The organism is Bacillus cereus group sp. BceL291, from assembly GCF_051776705.1.
GTDB classification, from domain to species: Bacteria; Bacillota; Bacilli; order Bacillales; family Bacillaceae_G; genus Bacillus_A; species Bacillus_A cereus.
In genome coordinates, this window is record NZ_JBPWAP010000048.1 from 17,587 (window position 1) to 40,771 (window position 23,185).

Here is a 23,185-nt window from a genome sequence, read left to right on the forward strand (position 1 = left end):
CCCCACCTCTTTCAAAGATTATAGTTCTTAATTTTCAGTTATTTACCTTTTAAAGAAAAGCCTGTAAGACAGGCCTCTAAAAAAGAACAGGAGAAACCTATTGTGACAGGCTCCTCCTAGAAAATAACCGATATATTATATATCTATATAATATACTATTTTCCACAAAAAGTAAAGTTAAACATACATTGGAAAGACACTTATTTTACTGATAATTTGTACGTTCCATCACCATTATAATATTTATATACATACAAGTAATACTTGCCTGGTTTTGCATTAAATTTCGCTTCTATATGATTCCCATTGGCTTGACCGTAAGCTGCATAATTTTGCATATCTGATTCATGGTGAAGTACCCATGTCATCCCAATTCCATACTCATTTAAAACAGAAATGTCGATATCTTTCGCTGATGCTACATTAAATGTATAAACATCAGTGTGGTCCCCGCCAATAAGACTGCCTTTTATCGTACTATTTAGCCCGATACGATTTGCTTCTTCTAGACGATTATTTGGTTCTGATTCTGTTAAACTTCCATCTTTAATCGTAACAGTTGTTTCGCTTCTGCTCTCTTTGCCTTTATCATCTTTTACTCTTAATGATACTTTATAAGAACCTTCTCTTTCATATACATGTACTGGATTCACTTCTGCACTTGTGCTTCCATCTCCAAATTCCCATAAATAAGAAACAATTTTTCCATCTTCATCGTTTGAGCCATCACTTTTAAATTGAATTCCCTCTTTTACAAGACCGCTATAAGGGCCATTTATATTAACCGTTGGAGCTTTATTTTCTCCATCATCTTTTGCGATTCCATGGAAGACTACATCATATTCAAATTCATTTGAACTATTCACACGATAATTGACGAAGTATGCTGTAACAGTTTTGTAGCCACTCCATTCTTTTTGCGCCAATTGTTCTAAAGATTCATTTACTCTTTTACTCATTGCTTTCCAATCTTCTGATTCACCTTTTGTGACACTACCTGTATACGTACCTTCTAATGTAAATGTATTAAAGAATTGAGAATTATGTTTTGTCATTTTTGTATCTTTCATAGGCAACGTATCACTAATTTCTTTTTTCACTTCAGTTAACGATTTCGGTGCATGTTCAGCTAAATAATCATCTGCTACTTCCGGTACATTATATTTATCTTGATTATCAATTAACTGCTGCATATACTCTTGATACTCTTTATTTAACTTAGGATCTTTACTTAGATTTTCACGATATGCATCATAATTTTTCACGTCATTCGCACGAATCAAATCTTGAATTTTATCAAATGTTTCAAACTGATGCGTATATAAGTAAGACTGCAATGCGAACGAGTAATTATAGAAATCCCAAGAACCGTATTTAGCAAATAGTGTACGCTCTGCTGTATAACGGCTTGCAGGATCAGATGATAATCCGCTAATTATACTCTTTCTTGGTACAACGTTATTCGTACGAGTAGATCCTGCGAAAAACTCTGCATTTCCTTCTTGGAACCAAGTTAGCCTTTCATTTTGATACATATCTCCTCTTCCAAATAAACCAGGAACTTCATATCTCCCTTGCAGATAATGAGTAAATTCATGACGGAATAACTCTTCTAAACTATAAATACTTTGCTCTGGTGTACGCTCATATGTAAAGAATGTACCTGTCTCTTCAATATAAATTCCACCGTTGTTTGTTTCATATCCATACAATTGTCTATTTAACTGATATTCATCTGGACTATTATAAATTACGATCGTTAATACATCATCCGCATTTCCTGGCTCTAACGCTTTGTCATTTCCAATTACACGGTGATACTGTGCCTTTACTTCCTTCGCAGCCCAATATAGTCTCTTAATTTTTTCTTCTGATACTTTATCTCCTGTTTTGAACACAATTGATCCATCGTCGAATGTATACGTTTTTGGTAAGTATTGCTCTTTTCCTTCTTTACGTATTTTCTCTAAATCTACTGTATTCCCGCTATAATCTTTACCATTATAATTTGTTGTAATTTGTTCTACCGCAACAAAATACGGTTCACTTAAGCGCGGGTACATATGCATTGCTTGTGTAACAACCTCTAATCCTTTATTTGGATTACTATGAAACTTCCCTAAACGGCTAGCAAAATAAATGCCATTATTAACAAGCCATTTATTTTCTGGCGTTACTTCATTTAGAAGAGCAATACGATTTATTTCATTAATAAACCCATCTACTTTTCCATACCACATCGTTTCATTCGCTTCTTTACGAGCTTCAGTTAAGTACGACTGTATATCATAGTCAATACCTTGCATGATATCGTATATTGCTTGTCCCTTCATTCGATCATTTACATAAGTAGTATAATTATCATTGTATTGCTTTAAAATATTCGATGCGTATTGAACCGTTTCAACATCGCTTGAAGCATTACTAATTAATTTACCGTATGCAGATACGACTGTATCTTGTTCAACTGTACCAAGCTTAAAGTTTGGATTGTTTGCGATTGCTTTTAAAGCAGGTAAACATTTATCCTGGAAGCTTCTTTCATTTAAGTCGCTTAATTCACTATTATAAAATGCAAGATAAAAAGCTGAACGCAGCACTTCAGTAAACGTTTGAATTCCTTTTGAATCATCTTTCGTAAATGTACTACCTCTATGAGCTAATTCATCTATAATGACTTGCATTTTTCCTTTATCTTTATAAAAAGCCTTTGCATCTTCATTAAACTGGAATAAGTCTGTAATTTGGTGCCACTTAATACTGCCTAACGTTTCAACTAATTCTCGATCATTCATTTTGTTTAAATCAGCCATTGAATAGCTTTCTTTAACTTGCTTTACTGCAGTTTTCTTCGTAATAGATGCTGGTCGCTGTGAAAAATCTCCTACTTTTAAACGTTCTTGAAATGATAAAGTTTCATCAACTTTTGAAATATGTCCAACTTCATCTACCGACTTTTCAATTCCAACCGGTTTCGTTTTCAACACGTTATACGGTACTTTTTCTTCCGCTGCTGCATGAGTTTGAAGTGCGCCTAACGATAAAGCCATTGTACTAATGCTAAGCATCACTTTATTGATCTTTGATTTCTTGTTCATATCCTTGCCCCCTATTTTAATATTCCATTCAAGAATTTAACATAAAATCTGGATGTAACAATATAAAATGCAATATTTCATATTATTTCTTCCTATAATTTGTACATATCGTGAACACATTGCTCTTTACCTCCCTAAAACAAATTGCATCCTTTCACATTATAAAAAGGTAATTTTTTGACAATTAAAAACTTAATTGTTATGATTATTATAATTGTTAACTTTATTAAATAAGGGTGGGATTCTATGATAAAAAAAGAAAACAGTGTATTTTATATCTCCTTCTTGCTAACAACATTATTCATTATATGGGGAATTACCCCAGCAAGTTGGATACAAGGCTACGATTTACAAAGTGTTACATCTTCTTTAAACTCATTTATCCTCAATAAATTTGGGTGGTTTTACTCTCTACTTATGACTACAATGATTATTTTGGCTGTTTATTTAGCATTTTCTAAGTACGGTTCTATTCGTCTTGGTAAAGATGGAGAAAAGCCAAAATATAATTATCCATCTTGGCTATCCATGTTGTTTGGGGCAGGAATGGGAATTGGACTCCTCTTTTATGGAATCGCTGAACCGATTTCACATTTTACAGATCCATTAACAGGAAAAGCGGGGACAGAGGAAAGTGCCAAACTCGCTATGCAATATTCATTTTTCCACTGGGGACTCTTTCCGTGGTCACTATACGCAATGGTCGCTTTAACAATTGCATATTTCACATTCCGCAAACAAAAAGGTAGCACTATCGGGGCTACAGTTACTCCATTATTTAATCGATCGAAAAATTCTCGTATCGGAAAAACAGTTGATATTCTAGCTGTTTTAGCCACAGTATTTGGCATTGTGCCATCTGTTGGGATTGGTGCTCAACAAATTGCTGGAGGATTAAGCTATTTATTCCCTTCCATTCATAACACTTTACTTACTCAGCTCGTACTTATAGCTATCTTCGCTGTTTTATATTTAACGAGTGCACAAACTGGCTTAGATCGTGGGATTAAATATTTGAGTAACTTGAATTTCTCTCTTGCAGGTATTTTACTCATCTCTTTCTTACTTTTAGGACCAACTGTATTTATTATGAAATATTTCACATCTACACTCGGTTCTTATATCGGCGCTTTACCTAGTATGGGATTAAATTTAGGAGCATTTAATGAAAAATCTTCTTCTTGGATTGAAAACTGGACTATTTTCTATTGGGGATGGTGGATTTCTTGGTCTCCATTCGTCGGTACATTCATCGCTCGTATTTCTAAAGGGCGCACAATAAAAGAATTTATTTTTGGAGTTGTATTAGTCCCGACTCTTATCTGTACATTTTGGTTTGCAGTATTTGGTGGTACCGCAATCCATATGGAAATGTTCCAATCGCTTGGAATAGCTGATGAAATTGCAAAAAATGGTACAGAGATTGGATTATTTGCTGTTATTTCACACCTACCATTCTCTACATTTTTAACGATTATCGGGTTGATTCTAGTAGCCACATTTTTCGTTACTTCTGCCGATTCAGCAACATTTGTCGTTTCCATGCAAACGAGTAACGGAAGCTTATCACCGAAAAATAGTTTAAAACTTATATGGGGATTAACAATCGCGATAATTGCCGCTATTTTATTACAAGCTGGAGGATTAAATGCACTACAAATCGCAGCTATAATTGCTGCGCTACCATTTTCTATTGTAGTCGTTCTTATGGTTACTTCACTCTTTAAAGAGCTACGAAAAGAAAATGTTAATTTGCAAACGAAAGAAGTGCCGAAAAAAATAAAAAAGGTTATGTAACGATTGGCGCCTCAAATCACTTCTAAATCCGTAATAAAACCCATTCATATGAAATATCATTTTCATATGAATGGGTTTTTCACTCTATTATATAGTGTTGTAAACATGCTTTTTCCTCAAAACCTACTTTCTTGTACAATTTCATCGCACGATCATTATTCGTATTCAAACATAGTACTATCTCTCTCATCCCTTGGAAGGAGAAAATATACTGAATTGCAACTTGTAATAACTGCTCTCCGACACCTTTTCCATTTATATCCCCCTTAAAAAAGACATTATCATAAGCCTATTTCAAAATGAAACTGCCATGATAATGTCTTCTCAAAAACTTATACAATTATTTTACAATATAATAAGATAACACGTTATTTATTTCTTAAATAATTTCTTTCTAAATACAAACATACTCAGTGCTGAAAGAACTAATACTACGCCTGAAAGTAACTTTGATGTATTCGCTTGTCCACCTGTTGCTCCTAATGATTTCTTACTTTCTTCCTGTTTATTAGCAACTGGTTTATTTTCTTTCACAACTTGATGATTCATGTTTTGTTCTTGGACTACTTCGGATGGATTTACTGCTTCTTTTGAACCTTCAATTTCTTTTCCTGTTTCTTTCCCCTCCGCTTTCGACTCTTCAACTCCTGTTGTTAGCTCGTCCACTTCTTCTTTTGGCTCTTCAACTTCTTTTGCAGGTTCTTTCACTTCTTCTTTCGATCCTTCAACTTCTTTTACCGGTTCCTTCACTTCTTCTTTCGATCCTTCAACTTCTTTTATCGGTTCTTTCACTTCTTCTTTTGTTTCTTCAACTTCTTTTACCGGTTCCTTCACTTCTTCTTTCGATCCTTCAACTTCTTTTATCGGTTCTTTCACTTCTTCTTTTGCTTCTTCAACTTCTTTTACCGGTTCTTTCACTTCTTCTTTTGTTTCTTCAACTTCTTTTGTTGGTTCTTTCACTTCTTCTTTTGCTTCTTCAACTTCTTTTACCGGTTCTTTTACTTCTTCTTTTTCCACTATATTCTGTATAACTGTTCCGTTAAACCTTATGCTAATTTCATCAGAATCTAAATCAAATTTATACACCTTTTCACCTGGCGTATTCCATTTTATTACTCCGTTATTAAACGTCCCTCCCTCACTTGTCAATTGAATATTTTCAATACTTTCTCCTTCTAAATCATATACAGGAACTTGAATTTCTTCGTTTATTTTTGCATCATTTAAAATGATATTTTGTCTTCCAACATCAATTGTAAACCACTGCCCTAATTGTATTAACGACCTGACATCACGAATCTCATTCCCAGCTAGATTTAAGCTAAATAAGTTTAGCATGGAACCAATAACCGTTACATCTTTAATATGATTGTCCGCAAGATTTAACCACTGTAAATTTTCCAATGAAGATAGTGGTGTTATATCTTCAATTTGATTATGAGATACATTCACATTATTCAATTGTTTCAAGTTTGAGATGAACTCAATATTTTTCAGGCCTACTCCTTCTAAAGTGAGTTTTTCTAAGTTCGTCATGTACTCTAAACCTGTTATATTTTTTATCTCATTTCCATTTTCTTTAAATATCTCTAATTTTTTAATCTGTAATAAATCTTCTTTTGTAATAGGAGCGTTTAAATTCTCTCTACCTAAATTCTCTTTATTAATATGTTGTTGTAAAGTTTTATCGAGAATTATATTTTCCTTTTGTTCATTATCCTCTTTTATTGTTTCCTTGATTTCGTCTAATCTTTCAACAACATTTTGAATTATTGTTCCATTAAACTTAATACGATTCTCTTCTGGCTTTATATCCAACGTAAATTCATATGTTTTTTCACCAGTAGTCCCCCATTTAACAGAACCATTATTAACTATCCCATCTTCACTCTTCAATTGAATAGTATCAAGTGGCTCTCCTTGTAAATTATAGATAGGTATTTTAACTTCCTTATCTTTTTCTACATTATCTAAAAAGATTTTTTGTCTTTGAATATCGATATATATCCTTTTTCCTAGCTCTTGAACAGGTCTAACATCACGAATTTCATTTGAACCTAGCTTTAAATCATATAAGTCTGTTAAGTGACTAAGTGGCGTTATATCTGAAATATAGTTTTCTTCTAAATTAAGTGATTGTACAGTAGATAATCTTGATAAAGGTTCGATGTTTTCTAATTCATTTTTAGCAAGATCTAACTCTACTAATTTTTTCATTGATGTAATATGTTCAATATTCGTAAGTCCATTGTTACTTAAAGATAAGTTTTTTACATTTTTCAATTGCTCAATTCCAGCAAGGTTATCATTACTAATTTGATTATTTGCCACAGTCAAAGTCCTTAAAGATTTCACTGTAAATAATGGTTTAATATCTTTTATATAATTACTATTTAAATCTAGCATTTTAATCTTTTTCATTTGGCTTAATGGGCTTAAATCTGAGATTTTATTGTTTCTCAAAGTTAAAAACTCAATATGCTCTAACTCAGCCAAAGGTCCAATATCTTCAAGTTCACCATAGGTTATACTTAATGATTTTAATTGTCTCAATCCCGAGATAAATTTTATATTTTTTAACTTAACTTCTTCCAAAGTTAAGTTTTCTAAGTTCGTCATATATTCTAGACCGCTTACGTCTTGTATTCCTTTATTTTTAGCTTCAACGACTATTAAAGATTTAACTTTTAATAAATCTTCCTTAGTTATTGGGGTATCTAGATTTTCTCTATTCAAATTATATTTATTAATATGCCTTTGTAGTTGCTTATCTACTATTACATTTCCAATTCCATCTTGTTGATCCACTTTATCCTCTTTATTTTCCTTTTGTTTTTCTGGAACATTGTTCTCTAAATTCAATGTATTTACTTCAAACTGTACTTGATACTTATTGTCATAGGCCATCGTTGGAATATAAATATGCATTTGCATATTGTATCTTTTTCCTAATTCTCCAACTTCAAATTGAATAACCTTCGTCCCATTTTTCTTTTTGTCTTCTGATATGACCTTTACATCATGAAACACACCTGGAGTATGAATATCCTCTGTTTTCAAGTATTGAAAGAAATCACTATCACTTAATGTTGCTGTTACAATTTTCTTTCCATTCTCAATTGTTAATTTCGGATCCTTTATATAAACAGCTGCCATAGACTCTTCATTCGTTTTATCTTTATACGCTTTAATAACAGCGTCATATGTACCATCTTCTAAACCTTGTCCAGTTTTATTCGCCTCAATTGCTACTGCCGCTAAAGCAGGTGTTGAATAAACAGCAAACGGAAGTGATAACGCCGCCGCTATAATCATTGCATTTATACGTTTTCTTTTATTTTGTTTCAACTTTACATCTCCTCCGAAATATATAATTCGAAATGTAATCATTTCTCGAATAAATGATAATGATTTTCATTATCATTGTCAACTAGGAAAATAAAAAGTTTACAAAAAAAGAACCTCTTTAAAAGAGGTTATGCCATTTTCTCACCTGATTCTTCTCTAAAAAAGCTTTTCATCGCATGAAATACGTCTGCTTTCTGCTTTAAAATATAGTATCTAAAGTTTTCATCTTTAATATTTTTATAGGCTGACATGAGTGTACTATGGCGGTTATACTGGTTCACTTCCCCATACCCAAACATATTACACTTCTTCATTAGCTCTTCAACAAGTTTTACACATCTAGCATTATCTGATGTTAAATTATCACCATCTGAAAAATGGAATGGATAAATATTATAGCGGTCTGGTGAATATTTATTATCGATAAGTTCTAATGCTTTTTTATATACGGAAGAACATATCGTTCCGCCACTTTCTCCTTTTGAGAAAAATTCTTCTTCTGTAACGACTTTCGCTTCTGTATGATGAGCAATAAATTCAATATCAACTGTTTCATACTTTGTGCGTAAAAATCTTGTCATCCAGAAAAAGAAGCTACGTGCCATATATTTCTCCCATATTCCCATCGATCCACTCGTATCCATCATCGCTAATACAACAGCTTTTGAATCTGGCTTTAATACTTCATTCCAAGTGCGGAACTTTAAGTCTTCTTGGTGAATTGGATGAAAAGATGCTTTACCACTCATTGCATTTCGTTTATATGCGGATATCATTGTTCTTTTCTTATCGATATTTCCCCATAATCCTGTTTTTCTAATATCATTAAATTCAACATGTTCAATCCGGTTTTCATCCATTTCTTTTCTCTTTAAATTAGGCAGTTCTAACTCTCTGAAAAACGCTTGCTCTAATTCTAAAATAGAGACTTCAGCTTCATAGTAATCTTCCCCAGCTGCATCTCCTGCTCCTTGCCCTTTTCCTGGCCCTTTTTGTTTTTGACCACCTGATCCATCTCTCGCAACGACATCACCAACTTTGCTGTCACCGTTTCCTTGCCCAACATGTTTATTTTTATCATAATTGTATCTAATCTTATATTCATCTAGAGAACGAATTGGTATTTTTACAACATCCTTGCCATTAGACATAACTATACTTTCTTCTGTTACAAGATCGGGTAAATTATTCTTAATTGCCTCTTGTACTTTTTCTTGATGGCGCTGTTGGTCGTCATATCCTTTGCGATGGAGGGACCAGTTTTCCTGTGAAATCGTATAATTTGGTTGATTTTCTTCGCCCATTCCTTTCCCTCCTTACTGTAATTGTCTTCCTGTATGAACAGCAATCTATAAATTTTGTTCTGTAATGTGCAAGCTAGAATGTTTGAAAGGTAACTGCCCACAGAAAATCATCCCATAAACATTTATAACGTTTTTCATACAATACCCCGAGCATCCTAAACAAAATTTTGCCACTCACATAATAGAAAGAAATATTCAGCCACTGATAAGAAAGAAACACAATGCATTGTTGCACATATTTTTACTTTGCAACATATTGTATTGTGTTGGCTTTTTTCGTATGAATGGTTGGTTACTCTATCATATGCATATTGTAAAAATAATTGACAATAAATTCATAAAATTGCATCTTAATTTATTACATTTGGACAAGGTATGACACTTTATACACATATGAACGGATAATAAAACGCTGTCCCGCAAAATACAAGAGACAGCGTTTTGTTATCAAACTATCTGTTTAACAAGCTACCTACATAGCGTAGTAATTCATTTGCTGAAGAAGAATTATAGCCATGCTCATCAATTAAACGCGCAACAACATCATTGATTTTCTTAAGCTGATTTTCGTCCGGCGTTTTCGTTGACGTTGTAATTTTCACTATATCTTTTAAATCAGCAAATAGTTTTTTCTGAATCGCTTCACGAAGACGTTCATGTGAATTATAATCAAAGCGTTTTCCTTTACGGGCATAAGCAGAAATGCGAATTAAAATCTCTTCACGGAACGCTTTCTTAGCATTTTCTGAAATTCCAATTTGCTCTTCAATTGAGCGCATTAATTTTTCATCTGGACTCATTTCTTCTCCTGTTAACGGATCACGTAATTTCGATTTATTGCAGTACGCCTCGACGTTATCTAAGTAATTATCCATAAGCGTCTTAGCTGATTCTTCATATGAATAAACAAACGCTTTTTGTACTTCTTTCTTCGCGATTTCATCGTATTCTTTTCTCGCTAATGAGATGAAGTTCATGTAACGTTCACGGTCTTCATTACTAATGGATGGATGCTGATCTAGCCCATCTTTTAAAGATCTAAGTACATCTAACGCGTTAATAGATGGTACCTCTTTTCGAATGATTGTAGACGAAATTCGGTTAATGACATAACGAGGATCAATACCCTTCATACCTTCATCTTGATATTCGCGTTGTAATTCTTCTACATCAATCGCATTATAACCTTCTACCGTTTCTCCATCATACAAACGCATCTTTTTAATTAAATCAATATCCGGACGCTTCGGATCTTTTAAACGAGTTAAAATGGTGAACATTGCTGCAACGCGAAGTGTGTGTGGTGCAATGTGAACATTCGATACATCACTTTCACGAATCATTTTTTCATAAATATGTTCTTCTTCACTTACTCGTAAATTATAAGGAACTGGCATTACAATAATTCTTGAGTGCAATGCTTCATTTTTCTTATTTGCTATAAATGAGCGATACTCTGTTTCATTCGTATGCGCTACAATTAATTCATCTGCTGAAATAAGCGCAAATCTTCCCGCTTTGAAATTCCCTTCTTGCGTAAGCGATAATAAGTGCCATAAAAACTTCTCATCGCATTTTAACATCTCTTGGAACTCCATCATTCCTCGGTTTGCCTTATTTAATTCTCCATCAAATCGATACGCACGCGGATCTGATTCTGAACCATATTCTGCAATCGTAGAAAAGTCCAGACTACCTGTTAAATCTGCAATATCTTGTGATTTTGGATCAGACGGGCTAAATGTACCAATCCCTGTACGACGATCTTCAGAGAAGAAAATACGCTCTACAACTACATCCTCAATTCTTGATCCGTATTCTTGCTCTAAACGCATGACATTTAGTGGTGATAAATTCCCTTCAATTCTAACCCCATACTCATCAAAGAAATCATCTCGTAAATGATGTGGAATTAAATGCAGTGGATCCTCGTGCATTGGGCATCCTTTAATTGCAAAAATTGCTCCGCGATCTGTTCTTGAATATGTTTCTAATCCTCGTTTCAACATTGTAACTAACGTTGATTTCCCTCCACTAACAGGACCCATTAATAATAAAATTCTTTTTCTAACATCTAATCGTTTTGCAGATGGATGAAAATATTCCTCTACAAGACGTTCTAGAGCATCCTCTAATCCAAAGAGCTGATTACTAAAGAAGTTATACTTTCTTCTACCATCGACTTCTTCAATTCCAGCATCTTTTATCATATTGTAAATGCGAGAGTGTGCTGTTTGAGCCACCCATGGTCTTTCTTTCACAAGCTCCAAATACTCCGCAAACGTACCTTCCCATTGTAAACGCTCTTCTGCTGCTCGATGCTGTTCAATCTTTTTTAGAATATCCATTATAGCTCCTCCCCCATCTCCTTGTTCAATCGGATTATTATAAAAGGTATGCTAGGATGTCCTTAAACATTCTTTAAATCAAAACGAAATATATAATAGCACACTAAAATTCTCTCCAAAATTCAAAGAAAATTCTGTATAATATAGGTATTAACGTTTTTACACTGCTATTCATTATAAATAAATTCTTTTCTTCTAAGAACCTTACATACATTTTGGGTAATAAATAAAACTCATGAACCGAAAAAAGTAAGGAGGATATTAGTATGAAATTATTATTAATTTTAGGTGTATCACTCACATTTCTTACAGCTATTTTTACATCCGGTTACAATGACAAACCAGGTACACATAAAAAATGATGTGCTTTTAGCACATCATTTTTTTTATTTATAATACATATTTTCCATATCATATTTGGATAGTGGTCGGCTATAATAATAACCTTGTACAAGCTTCACATTCTTTTCTTTCAAAAACTGTATTTGCTCCTTTTTTTCTACTCCTTCTGCAATTACATTTAATTCTAAAGTATGAGCTAAATGAATAATTGCAGCTGTAATATTCGTATCACGTTCATCTATATGTATACCTTCCATAAAAGAACGATCAATTTTTAAAGTATCAATTGGATATGTTTTTAAATAACTTAAAGATGAATAGCCTGTTCCAAAATCATCTAAATGAATCTTTAAATTTTGCTCTTTTAATTGTAGTAACACTCTCTTCGATATATCTTTATGTATAAGAGCTCCTTCTGTAACCTCTATCGCTAATAAATGAGTTGGTACATTGTACTTATTTAAAGCCCGTGTAATCATCTCTATTAATGTAATAGAACGAAAGTGTCTAGCTGAAATATTAACTGCAATTGGGACCACATCATACCCTTTATTTAACCATTCGCGCAATTGCTGACACACTTGATTTACTACCCATTCATCCAGCTTAATAATAAATCCTGTTCTTTCTGCCAACGGAATAAATTGGTTTGGAGAAACAAATCCTAATTCCTTATTCTCCCACCTTATTAAAGCTTCCATACTAGCTATTTTTTTCGTTTCAATATTAATTTGTGGCTGATAATATAAGAAAAATTCATTTTTTTCTATAGCACGATGTAATTGATTTTCTATTATAAACCTTTGTTCACGCTCACAGTCTAATCCACTACAATAAAAATGATAATGTCCTTTTCCTTTTTCTTTTGCTTTTTCTAAAGCAGCATCGACTCTCTGAAATAGTATTTTTTCATCTTCTCCATCTGCTGGAGCCATTACAATTCCAATTGACGCGCTTAAATATACATCTTCTTCTTCGATTACAAAATATTCACTAATGTTTTTTAATATGCTTTTTGCAACTTCCTCTACATATTCTTTCGTTATATTTTCTATCAACATAACAAATTGATCATCGTGTTCTCTAAATAAGTGCATATCTTCTATTTTTAGATTACTTAAACATTCTGTAACTTTTTGTAATACTTTATCTCCCTCTTTATGACCAAATGTATCATTAATACGATGAAACTCATCTAAATCTATAAATACAAGTGCAAAATTTACACTCTCATTTAAAAAAGTATTTAACTTATTTGTACATGAAATTCTATTCATTAATCCCGTTAACTGGTCATAGTAAGCTAAATATTCTGTTCGCATTTCGTTTAATACTTGCCTTGTAACATCTCTCGTAACAATATAAATCCCAACAATTTCACCGTTCACAATAATCGGGATAGTTCTCAAAGAAATATATAGCTCGTACCCTTCTTTATGAACATATTTCTTTGAAACAATTTGTTTTGCTTTTCCTTGCATCGATCCCTTAAATATAATTTGAAAATCTTTTTCATATTCTTTATTAATGAATTCAAAAATAAATTTATTATTTAATTCCTCATACCGGTATCCAAATATTTCATACGTTGCCGGATTTGCATATGTAACTCTCCCTATAGAATCTATAGATATAATTGAGTCATTATTATATTCCAGTAACGACTTAAATAACATTTGTTTTTCCTCTATCTCTGTCTTCTCCTCAATTTGAGCTGTAATATCTCTTGTAATACAAATAACAAATTGACATATTCCTTCTTCGTCGCAGACAGGATTAAGTGAAGATTCATAGTGTATCTCACCTTTTGGTAAATTGACTACATCACAAAAGGTGTGTGCTTTCGCTTCTCTCACTACTTTTGCATATTGCCTTTGCAATATCCCCGCTATATCTTTTGGTAATACTTCTGCAAAGGTTTTTCCATAGCACTCTTCGCTTAACCTAGCATAATCCATTCCTATTTTATTCACATACATATATTGAAACGTTTCATTATCAATAACTTTCAATATGAATACTAAATCTTGAATAGCATGTAATAATCCTTGTCTAATTAAATCCATATCTATCATACTTAAAAAGGTATTTTGATTACTATATTCTTCCTTCATATTTATCTCAACCCGTCTTATCTATTTTTAATCATATATCCCATTCTATATGATTATGTCCTCTCTTTTAAATGTATGATTATATATTATTTTTATTTTATAAAAAAAAGTCGCCATATGGCGACTTTTAATAAACGATTTCTAAATCTAATCCAGGGTAATTTTGTTGACGGAACGCTTCATAAATTAAAATTGCTGCTGTATTAGATAAATTTAATGAACGTACTTTATCTGTCATTGGAATACGTAAACAATGATCAAAGTTTTCTTCGATTACATTAGCTGGTAAGCCGTTTGTTTCTCTTCCAAATACAAAATAGTAATCCTTCTCGCGCTTGCTATAGTCAAACGCTGTATGAGCTTTCTCGCCATACTTTGTTAAATAGAAGAATTCACCGTCTTTATTTTTTTCATAAAATTCTTCAATTGAATCATAATACGTAATTTTCACGTGCTGCCAATAATCTAATCCTGCACGCTTTAACATTTTATCATCCGTTGAAAATCCAAGCGGTCTAATCAAATGTAATTCTGTTCCAGTTGCTGCACAAGTACGAGCAATATTCCCTGTATTTGCTGGAATTTCTGGCTGATATAAAACAACATGTACTCCCACGCGATATTCACCTCTGTTTTTTGTCTACTACGTATTATACCACTTGAGCGAAAAATCTCTACCCATTAATAATATGAAAGAATTTATATTTCATTTGTGGTGTATATTTACTAGAGTCTTCATAGTTCCAATAACGTCGACGGCTATTCGCTGAATGTGCATTTACAAGCGGCATACCATCTGCATCTTTTGCTACTACAATCGTCGTATGATTCCATCTTCCGTCATCCTCGAAATCATAAGCAATGACATCTCCAAGAATAAGTTCTTCTGGCCTCTCTACCGCCTCTGCTCGAAGTCCTGTTGTAGCACCTGACAAATACCAATAAAAAGAATGTGCAACAGCCCAGCTCCAGCTCCACTGATTCTCCCTTTGCCACCATCCTTTACGAATATTAGGATATCCGCTCATAGGTACTTCTCCAGTATGAAGACATTGAGAAATGAAATTCGTACAATTATCAGGGAAATTACGATACATAGGATTTCGGTCATCCCACCAACGCTCTGCATATTTCACTGCCTCTAAACGATTATACTGATAAGAACCGTACTTCTCTTTCGTAATTTCCCTTTCTAATGTCTCACCCATTCTAATTTCTTCTGACACTTCAATAGCATAATCGCCTATAATTCGACTATTATTTAAACAAACTCTTCGTTTTAATTGTTCCTCTTCAATATAAAATAATTCTTTATGCTTAATTAAATATTTAAAATGTATTTGATAATCAATTTCTTGATGGTCATTACTATTTAATTGTCTAATGAAAGAAACATCCGCAGTTGCTTTCACTATATGTGCACTACGTCTTTGAAACAATTGTTTCTTTCTCAGTGCCATTTGTAGTAAATCCTCAGCAATACCATCCACATTCGTTCTTTTCTCCGTTATATATGCTAAAAATTGTTGTACTTGGTTTTCAATCTTCGTTTTTACAACCATTCTGTCTCCCTCCCATATTACAATATGAAAAAGGGAAATATTATCTACTCTTTTTTCTGTGCTAACAATTCAAGCCCGCGATTCATTTCATGAAGCACTTCTTCATCTTTCTCACGTTCCATCGCTTTCTCAATCGCTTCGCCTACTCCATCTCCGCCAATTTTCCCAAGTGCCCATGCTGCCGTTCCGCGTAGTACTGGTCTTGGGTCATCTTTCATAACACCAATTAAATCAGGAATTGCCGATGTTTCTTTAAAATGTGCTAATGCTAAAATCGCATTTCTTTGCAGTGGCTTTTTCCCTCTCCATGATCCTGACATAATCCCATATTTCTCTTTAAAATCACGATTACTAATTGTTAAAAGTGGTGTTAATAATGGTTTAACTAGCTCAGGATCCGGCTCCATCTCAGGATGATTATGAAAATCCATTCCTTTGTTTTTCGGGCAAACAGTCTGACACGTATCACATCCATATATACGATTTCCTATTTTATCGCGATATTCTTCAGGTAGGAATCCTTTCGTCTGTGTTAAAAACGCAATGCACTTCTTCGAATCTAACTGTCCCCCCTGTATTAAAGCACCGGTAGGACAAATATCGATACATTTCGTACAGCCCCCGCATTGATCTTCTATCGGCTTATCTGGCGGGAATGGAACATTTGTAATCATTTCCCCTAAGTATACGTACGAACCAAATTCAGGTGTAATAATAGAGCAGTTTTTACCGCTCCATCCAATGCCTGCACGCTCTGATACAGCTCGATCACTTAATTCACCTGTATCAACCATGGACTTCACTTCTATATCCGGAAGTTTTTCAATTAAATATGCTTCTAATTTTTGCAAACGATCTCGTAAAACAAGATGATAATCTTGTCCCCAAGAAGCACGACAAAAAATCCCACGGCGTTCTCCACGCTTACTTAATGGTGCATTTTTTAATTTTGAAGGATATGCTAAAGCAATCGCAATAATTGATTTAGCACCCGGTAATAACAGTTGCGGATTCGTTCTCTTCTCTATATCAGGCTCTTCAAATCCAGATTGGTAATTTAATTGTTGTTGCTGGATTAAGCGCTGCTTTAATTCCTCAAAAGGAGAAGCACTCGCAAAGCCTATTTTATCTATGCCAATTGTTTTACTATACGCAATTACATCTTGCTTTAATTGTTCAAAATCCACTCTTAATCGCCTCCTCAGATGAATCCATCCCTTATGTAACGACTCTATTGGTTAGTAATTCACTTTTGGAATACTATTATTTACTTCTATTTTCGCATGTAATTAGGTTTTTCAAACATTAAAAAACGCAATGCCTCGTTTATCTCGGAAACGAAACACTGCGTTGATCACAATTTATAGAAAAACATTTAATAAAATTTGGAGCGGGTGAAGAGAATCGAACTCTCGACCAGAGCTTGGAAGGCTCTTGTTTTACCACTAAACTACACCCGCAAATATGAATTACATATAAGATATTAGAATAACTTATGTAAAGTAGTATAGCATGTAAAAAAAGTAGAGGCAAGAATTTTATCGAAAAAAGTCGAAAAAGTGATGAGAGACCTCATCACTTTTTCAATTCTTTATCAATTGCCTTCTTCATACTATCGAAATCAGGGTTTGCAAGATTTCCGTTTACATATACAGAAGGAGCACCTTGAACTTTTAATTTTTGAGCACGATCTGAATCTTTACGTACTTTTTCTTTAATGTCTTTACTATGTAAATCTTTCTTAAATTGCTCTACATCAACTTTTGGAAGTTTCTCTTTCACAATGCTAAGAAGCAAATCTTCTGTAATCCATTCTTCCGTATCTTTCTTTTGATTTTGATAAATCTCATCATAGAAGATCCAGAATGAATCTTTATCTTGTTTATAAATTGCTTCACCAGCTGCTGCACCTAAATCCGAGTCTTTTCCGATAAATGGGAAGTTAATAAAATATAACTGCACTTTTCCTTTATCAATATACTCTTCTTTTAATCGAGGTAATACTGTTACATCCCAAGTACGACAAGCAGGACATTTAAAGTCTCCAAATTCAACTACCTTAACTGGAGCATCATCTTTCCCTAAAGATTGTTGCGTAGAATAAGCAAACATCTCATTCCCTTTATCTTTTTTGTCATTTATGATGCTATACGCAATTGTTCCAATTACAATCAATACTGCGATAGAAAAAACTATACCAAGAGCCATGAGTTTATTTGATTTCATATACATTCCTCTTTAAATTCATATTCTGTATACAGCATTGTACACAATACACATAATATCAACACTTATATACGTCACGCAATGAACACGCTCACATAAATTACAAAAACACAATAATTGTGACGATATTGTGTCACAATTTGTCACAATTTATTCAAAAAAAGAAGCTCCTCTGTAGGAACTTCTCTTAACTTACTGCTTTTTTACGCGCGCTATTTAACATCGACTGCTCTATTTTTATATCATGACGAATTACTAATTTCTCACTAACTGCTTGAACATACTCATCATGGCTTATATAGCCTTCTTTCTCCATTAGTCTCAAAACGACATTTCGTCTCTCTACTGCTTTATCATAGTTTTGGGCAGGTGAGTAATAAGCAGGTGCTTTTACTACAGCAGCCATCATTGCACTTTCAGCCAACGTTAATTGGTTCACCTTTTTACCGAAGTAAAGGTTTGCTGCTTTTTCAATTCCCCACGCTCCTTCTCCATAATAAATATTACTTACATATAATTTTAAAATTTCATCCTTCGTAAATGTGCGTTCAATTTTTTTCGTATAAAAAATCTCTTTCCACTTACGAGAAAATGTACGTTCATTTGTTAAAAAAGCATTTTTAGATAGCTGTTGTGTAATCGTGCTTCCTCCTTGCACGACACCACCAGCCTTTATATTCTCAACTGAGGCTCTAATAATTGCTATATAATCTAAACCGTTATGATGATAAAATCTTTTATCTTCTGTCGCAATAAATGCATGTGTTAATGATTCTGGCACCTCTAACTTAGCCGGTACATGTAATTTACTAATATCACTTTTCTCAATCATTACATTTCCAATGAATAATAACGTACAACTTAACAATAATAATAATATAATGGCTTTATAAAAAAGTTTAGTCATTGGATTTAATGCAACTTTTTGATGATAGTTCACCCTAGATAATACTCGTTCTTTCATCTTGAACACCTCTTTTCCACACAGCATATAACTCTTACTTTAAGAATACATTGTTGTAAAAAAATATCCCATCGATTTCTCTTACACGTACCTTACATCATTGTAAGGTATAAAGTGAAACTTTAATGAGCCCTCATCAATCAGGCTTACTGCCCAGCAAATAGTGGGATAAAAAAGTATTGTATCACAGTATTTTTTTATCTACTATTCATCTGAAATATTGAATATAGGTTATGTTAAAGCACGAATAACCAATAAAAGAGAAACCCTTAAGACTATTATATTTTCACTTTACACTTTAATTATATCATCTACAAATATATATACTTTTGACTATCTAGTAATCTAAATGTATATAACATATAGATTTATTATACAGAACAAACGTTCTACAAATCAATACTAGTGCTATTATTATTTTGACCTTTTTCTTAAACAGTATACAAAAAAGAGTAGTGATTCGAATGTATCTCAAATCGGCTACTCTTTTCTTTACAATCTTCCTATTAAATTATACGGCTGTACTTCCCACGTTTCATACGGAATAAAATGTGTTGCTCTCATTGCATCAAGCGTTCTGGATTTCATATGAGGACGCGTTATATACTCATCTATGTTCTCTTCATTTAAATCAACAAATTTAGCCTCTTGTATCTCTTCAGGTTGAGTTTTTATTTCACCACTTATATATGCTACTTTAAAAACAACAGCTAGAATATGCATAGAGGTATTATAATAAACCCCTGTAATTCCGATAGGCTTCACCGTTAACCCTGTTTCCTCTTTTATTTCCCTACAGACAGCTTGATCGAGCGCTTCGCCTTCTTCTACCTGTCCTCCTGGCAACTCCCACGTATCAGCTCGCCAGTGCACTTTTGTTAATAACACTTCATTTTTTTCATTTGTTAAATAACCTGCTACAGCAACTATATGCTTTGGTGTCTTATGTTCCATATTAAGCCTCCTAGAGATAATGAATATTTTATATATCCCTATAATCATATTCACTACCTACAACAAAATACCTTTAATACTTCATCACCTTAATTAACTTCATAAAAAAGACCCTATCCGCTAAGCGAAAAGGGTCATCTATCGTATTACTCTCCTAAGTCTACGTTGTGATAAACTTGTTGAACATCTTCCAAATCTTCTAATGCATCAACCATTTTCTCAAATTGTGCTTGAGCATCTTCAGGAAGTGTTACATCACTTTGTGCAAGCATTGTTAATTCTGCAACTGTAAACTCCTCAACGCCAGCACCTTTAAGTGCAGATTGTACTGCATGGAATTGATCTGGTTCAGCATACACGATAACAGAATCTTCTTCTTCTAGAATGTCACGTGCATCTACATCTGCTTCCATTAAAATTTCAAGAACTTCATCTGATGTTTTACCTTCAAGGCCGATAACAGCTGTCGCATCAAACATGTAAGCTACAGAACCGTTCACACCCATATTACCACTGTTTTTGCTAAATGCAGCTCGTACATCTGCTGCAGTACGGTTTACGTTATTTGTAAGTGTATCTACAATAACCATAGCTCCATTTGGTCCGAATCCTTCATAACGAAGCTCGTCATAATTTTCTTCTGAACCGCCTTTTGCTTTTTCAACTGCACGATCAATAATTGTTCTTGGAACATTGTATGTTTTCGCACGCTCTAATACAACTCTTAGCGCTTGGTTTGATTCTGGATCTGGCTCGCCTTGTTTTGCTGCCACATAAATTTCACGCCCAAATTTCGCGTATATACGGCTTGTATTTGCATCTTTTGATGCTTTTTTGTCTTTAATATTGTTCCATTTACGGCCCATACTTTCCACTCTCTTTCCCGTTTTAAATCTACATAAAAATATTAATATGAAATATAATGTGTGTTCAACACATTTTTAAAAGAAATATAAAAAGTTCATTTTTGATTCATATTACAGACATAATATAAATCACTATCATTTTGTTCTTTCGACAAGTTATATTATACATGAATTCCTACGTTTATTACGAATTTTAGAAGCACATAGTATAATTTAACAAAAAGACTCTAACATTTCTGTTAGAGTCTTTTTATATTGCTGACACCTATTCCCATAATTACTTTCTATTGTTGTATAATAAAAATAGGGAAAAATTTGAAGAAAAGAGAGAAGGAGAATTATGACACATTCAAATGAGAAAAAAGCACATAGTCTTAAAGGGATAGAAGAAAAGTTAAACCCAACTATCTATCAAGTGAGATTCATGAAATTAGATGAACCAATTCAATTTGAGTCGTTCCCTGAATTAAAAGATTTAGGGGACTGGTTAAGTACTTCAACGCATATGTGGGCGTGCCACTCAACTATGTATAAGTACAACAGAGAAGGGTTTGAAAAGAAGTTTTTAGAGGTTACAAACTTAACCGTTGATAGTGTACTAATATCTACTGGTGGTATCGGATTTAACTTCATGTCACCGGGGTGGAGAAATTCTCTCTAGAGTACTCGAAAGAAATATTGTATATACAATACTTTTTCTGCTTATTTTGTCATGTAATGAAAAGAAAACAAAAAAGCTCTATACTAATTGTATAGAGCTTTTTTACGCCGTTCATGATACCGATGGTCGGGGTCGAACCGACACTCCCGAAGGAACACGATTTTGAGTCGTGCGCGTCTGCCAATTCCGCCACATCGGCACAAAAGAAAAGGCGGCAACCGGATTTGAACCGGTGATAAAGGTTTTGCAGACCTCTGCCTTACCACTTGGCTATGCCGCCATATTAAATTTTATTGGAGCGGAAGACGGGATTCGAACCCGCGACCCCAACCTTGGCAAGGTTGTATTCTACCACTGAACTACTTCCGCAAAAATGGCTGGGCTAGCTGGATTCGAACCAGCGCATGACGGAGTCAAAGTCCGTTGCCTTACCGCTTGGCTATAGCCCATCGAATTCTTACTTAATTATATGTAAGTATCCATTAGATTATTTGTAATTTTTAAAATAAAAATGGGGCGACTGATGGGAATCGAACCCACGAATGCCGGAGCCACAATCCGGTGCGTTAACCACTTCGCCACAACCGCCATGTTGTGTAAATATATTTGGCAGGGGCAGTAGGAATCGAACCCACACTGGAGGTTTTGGAGACCTCAGTTCTACCTTTAAACTATGCCCCTATGTAAATGGTGGAGGGGGGCAGATTCGAACTGCCGAACCCGAAGGAGCGGATTTACAGTCCGCCGCGTTTAGCCACTTCGCTACCCCTCCGAAACTTACATGGTGCCGGCTAGAGGACTTGAACCCCCAACCTACTGATTACAAGTCAGTTGCTCTACCAATTGAGCTAAGCCGGCGTATTTTATTAAAATAAATGGTGGCTCGGGACGGAATCGAACCGCCGACACGAGGATTTTCAGTCCTCTGCTCTACCGACTGAGCTACCGAGCCTTATTAAAATGGCGGTCCCGACCGGGGTCGAACCGGCGATCTCCTGCGTGACAGGCAGGCATGTTAACCACTACACCACGGGACCATTTGGTTGCGGGGACAGGATTTGAACCTGCGACCTTCGGGTTATGAGCCCGACGAGCTACCGTGCTGCTCCACCCCGCGATAATACTATTCATATAAAATTTATATGGTGGAGGATGACGGGATCGAACCGCCGCCCCCCTGCTTGTAAGGCAGGTGCTCTCCCAGCTGAGCTAATCCTCCAAAGTGGTGACCCGTACGGGATTCGAACCCGTGTTACCGCCGTGAAAGGGCGGTGTCTTAACCACTTGACCAACGGGCCAAATACTATAAATCCTATGGCGGAGAGCAAGGGATTCGAACCCTTGATACGCTTGTGACGTATACACGATTTCCAATCGTGCTCCTTCGGCCAACTCGGACAGCTCTCCAATGGCTCCGCAGGTAGGAATCGAACCTACGACCGATCGGTTAACAGCCGATAGCTCTACCGCTGAGCTACTACGGAATAATATTGCCTGGCAACGTCCTACTCTCACAGGGACAAGGTCCCAACTACCATCGGCGCTAGAGAGCTTAACTTCCGTGTTCGGTATGGGAACGGGTGTGACCTCTCTGCCATCAT

At 34.5% G+C, this 23,185-nt stretch carries 14 protein-coding genes, 16 tRNA genes, 1 rRNA gene and 1 pseudogene; 2 read left to right on the forward strand and 30 right to left on the reverse strand.

Going from position 1 to position 23,185, the window contains the following annotated elements:
• Window positions 1-200 precede the first annotated feature (200 nt).
• A complete protein-coding gene (colA, locus tag ACS2CR_RS24195) occupies window positions 201-3,098 on the reverse strand; it encodes a collagenase ColA (RefSeq protein ID WP_153602792.1) in 2,898 nt (965 codons plus the stop codon).
• Between the two features lie 246 nt (window positions 3,099-3,344).
• Here colA and opuD point away from each other — a divergent pair, with 246 nt between their 5' ends.
• Window positions 3,345-4,895, forward strand: a complete 1,551-nt coding sequence (gene opuD / locus ACS2CR_RS24200) for a glycine betaine transporter OpuD (RefSeq protein ID WP_053514392.1) — start codon at window positions 3,345-3,347, stop codon at window positions 4,893-4,895.
• Between the two features lie 79 nt (window positions 4,896-4,974).
• On the opposite strand, the pseudogene ACS2CR_RS24205 reads toward opuD, so the two are convergent.
• From ACS2CR_RS24205 to ACS2CR_RS24265, 13 genes and pseudogenes are all read right to left on the reverse strand, one after another.
• A pseudogene (locus ACS2CR_RS24205) lies at window positions 4,975-5,145 on the reverse strand (GNAT family N-acetyltransferase); the annotation flags it as partial.
• Window positions 5,146-5,267: 122 nt separating this feature from the next.
• Window positions 5,268-8,243, reverse strand: a complete 2,976-nt coding sequence (locus ACS2CR_RS24210; protein ID WP_081003160.1) for an NEAT domain-containing protein — start codon at window positions 8,241-8,243, stop codon at window positions 5,268-5,270.
• A gap of 128 nt (window positions 8,244-8,371) precedes the next feature.
• Window positions 8,372-9,547 (reverse strand): sporulation protein YhbH, encoded by a 1,176-nt coding sequence (gene yhbH, locus ACS2CR_RS24215; protein ID WP_000503520.1) that lies wholly within the window; start codon window positions 9,545-9,547, stop codon window positions 8,372-8,374.
• Window positions 9,548-9,999: 452 nt separating this feature from the next.
• A complete protein-coding gene (locus ACS2CR_RS24220; protein ID WP_000353273.1) occupies window positions 10,000-11,895 on the reverse strand; it encodes a PrkA family serine protein kinase in 1,896 nt (631 codons plus the stop codon).
• A gap of 386 nt (window positions 11,896-12,281) precedes the next feature.
• The gene (locus ACS2CR_RS24225; RefSeq protein ID WP_044307500.1) at window positions 12,282-14,351 is read right to left on the reverse strand and encodes a sensor domain-containing protein; all 2,070 of its coding nucleotides are present in this window, start codon (window positions 14,349-14,351) and stop codon (window positions 12,282-12,284) included.
• Window positions 14,352-14,478: 127 nt separating this feature from the next.
• Window positions 14,479-14,967, reverse strand: a complete 489-nt coding sequence (gene trmL, locus ACS2CR_RS24230) for a tRNA (uridine(34)/cytosine(34)/5-carboxymethylaminomethyluridine(34)-2'-O)-methyltransferase TrmL (RefSeq protein ID WP_000538147.1) — start codon at window positions 14,965-14,967, stop codon at window positions 14,479-14,481.
• Between the two features lie 58 nt (window positions 14,968-15,025).
• Complete coding sequence (locus ACS2CR_RS24235) at window positions 15,026-15,913, reverse strand: amidase domain-containing protein (protein ID WP_000260592.1); 888 nt, start codon at window positions 15,911-15,913, stop codon at window positions 15,026-15,028.
• A 44-nt stretch (window positions 15,914-15,957) separates the two neighbouring features.
• Entirely contained in the window at window positions 15,958-17,100 is a 1,143-nt protein-coding gene (gene queG, locus ACS2CR_RS24240) for a tRNA epoxyqueuosine(34) reductase QueG (RefSeq protein ID WP_000345216.1), read from the reverse strand.
• 199 nt (window positions 17,101-17,299) lie between these two features.
• Window positions 17,300-17,373: transfer RNA gene (locus tag ACS2CR_RS24245), tRNA-Gly, on the reverse strand.
• A gap of 115 nt (window positions 17,374-17,488) precedes the next feature.
• Complete coding sequence (locus tag ACS2CR_RS24250; RefSeq protein WP_000841306.1) at window positions 17,489-18,139, reverse strand: DsbA family protein; 651 nt, start codon at window positions 18,137-18,139, stop codon at window positions 17,489-17,491.
• A 187-nt stretch (window positions 18,140-18,326) separates the two neighbouring features.
• The gene (locus ACS2CR_RS24255) at window positions 18,327-19,103 is read right to left on the reverse strand and encodes a transglycosylase domain-containing protein (protein ID WP_000664715.1); all 777 of its coding nucleotides are present in this window, start codon (window positions 19,101-19,103) and stop codon (window positions 18,327-18,329) included.
• 492 nt (window positions 19,104-19,595) lie between these two features.
• Window positions 19,596-20,057, reverse strand: a complete 462-nt coding sequence (locus ACS2CR_RS24260) for an NUDIX hydrolase (protein WP_000400456.1) — start codon at window positions 20,055-20,057, stop codon at window positions 19,596-19,598.
• A 146-nt stretch (window positions 20,058-20,203) separates the two neighbouring features.
• Window positions 20,204-20,923, reverse strand: a complete 720-nt coding sequence (locus ACS2CR_RS24265) for a YebC/PmpR family DNA-binding transcriptional regulator (RefSeq protein WP_000532952.1) — start codon at window positions 20,921-20,923, stop codon at window positions 20,204-20,206.
• Between the two features lie 340 nt (window positions 20,924-21,263).
• Between ACS2CR_RS24265 and ACS2CR_RS24270 the strand changes: the two genes are divergently transcribed.
• Complete coding sequence (locus tag ACS2CR_RS24270; RefSeq protein ID WP_000149817.1) at window positions 21,264-21,584, forward strand: DUF3884 family protein; 321 nt, start codon at window positions 21,264-21,266, stop codon at window positions 21,582-21,584.
• Window positions 21,585-21,701: 117 nt separating this feature from the next.
• Here ACS2CR_RS24270 and ACS2CR_RS24275 read toward each other — a convergent pair.
• The 16 genes from ACS2CR_RS24275 to rrf all read right to left on the reverse strand — a co-directional run.
• A tRNA-Leu gene (locus tag ACS2CR_RS24275) sits at window positions 21,702-21,783 on the reverse strand.
• 10 nt (window positions 21,784-21,793) lie between these two features.
• Window positions 21,794-21,864: transfer RNA gene (locus ACS2CR_RS24280), tRNA-Cys, on the reverse strand.
• 14 nt (window positions 21,865-21,878) lie between these two features.
• Window positions 21,879-21,953: transfer RNA gene (locus tag ACS2CR_RS24285), tRNA-Gly, on the reverse strand.
• A 5-nt stretch (window positions 21,954-21,958) separates the two neighbouring features.
• Window positions 21,959-22,033 (reverse strand) — tRNA-Gln (locus ACS2CR_RS24290).
• A 63-nt stretch (window positions 22,034-22,096) separates the two neighbouring features.
• A tRNA-His gene (locus ACS2CR_RS24295) sits at window positions 22,097-22,172 on the reverse strand.
• Window positions 22,173-22,191: 19 nt separating this feature from the next.
• A tRNA-Trp gene (locus ACS2CR_RS24300) sits at window positions 22,192-22,265 on the reverse strand.
• 7 nt (window positions 22,266-22,272) lie between these two features.
• A tRNA-Tyr gene (locus tag ACS2CR_RS24305) sits at window positions 22,273-22,356 on the reverse strand.
• 10 nt (window positions 22,357-22,366) lie between these two features.
• Window positions 22,367-22,442: transfer RNA gene (locus ACS2CR_RS24310), tRNA-Thr, on the reverse strand.
• An 18-nt stretch (window positions 22,443-22,460) separates the two neighbouring features.
• A tRNA-Phe gene (locus ACS2CR_RS24315) sits at window positions 22,461-22,536 on the reverse strand.
• Window positions 22,537-22,545: 9 nt separating this feature from the next.
• Window positions 22,546-22,621, reverse strand: a tRNA-Asp gene (locus ACS2CR_RS24320).
• A 3-nt stretch (window positions 22,622-22,624) separates the two neighbouring features.
• Window positions 22,625-22,701 (reverse strand) — tRNA-Met (locus tag ACS2CR_RS24325).
• Between the two features lie 26 nt (window positions 22,702-22,727).
• Window positions 22,728-22,803 (reverse strand) — tRNA-Val (locus tag ACS2CR_RS24330).
• A 4-nt stretch (window positions 22,804-22,807) separates the two neighbouring features.
• Window positions 22,808-22,882: transfer RNA gene (locus tag ACS2CR_RS24335), tRNA-Glu, on the reverse strand.
• A gap of 17 nt (window positions 22,883-22,899) precedes the next feature.
• Window positions 22,900-22,991 (reverse strand) — tRNA-Ser (locus tag ACS2CR_RS24340).
• Window positions 22,992-22,993: 2 nt separating this feature from the next.
• Window positions 22,994-23,068: transfer RNA gene (locus ACS2CR_RS24345), tRNA-Asn, on the reverse strand.
• A gap of 8 nt (window positions 23,069-23,076) precedes the next feature.
• Window positions 23,077-23,185, reverse strand: a 5S ribosomal RNA gene (rrf, locus tag ACS2CR_RS24350); the annotation flags it as partial.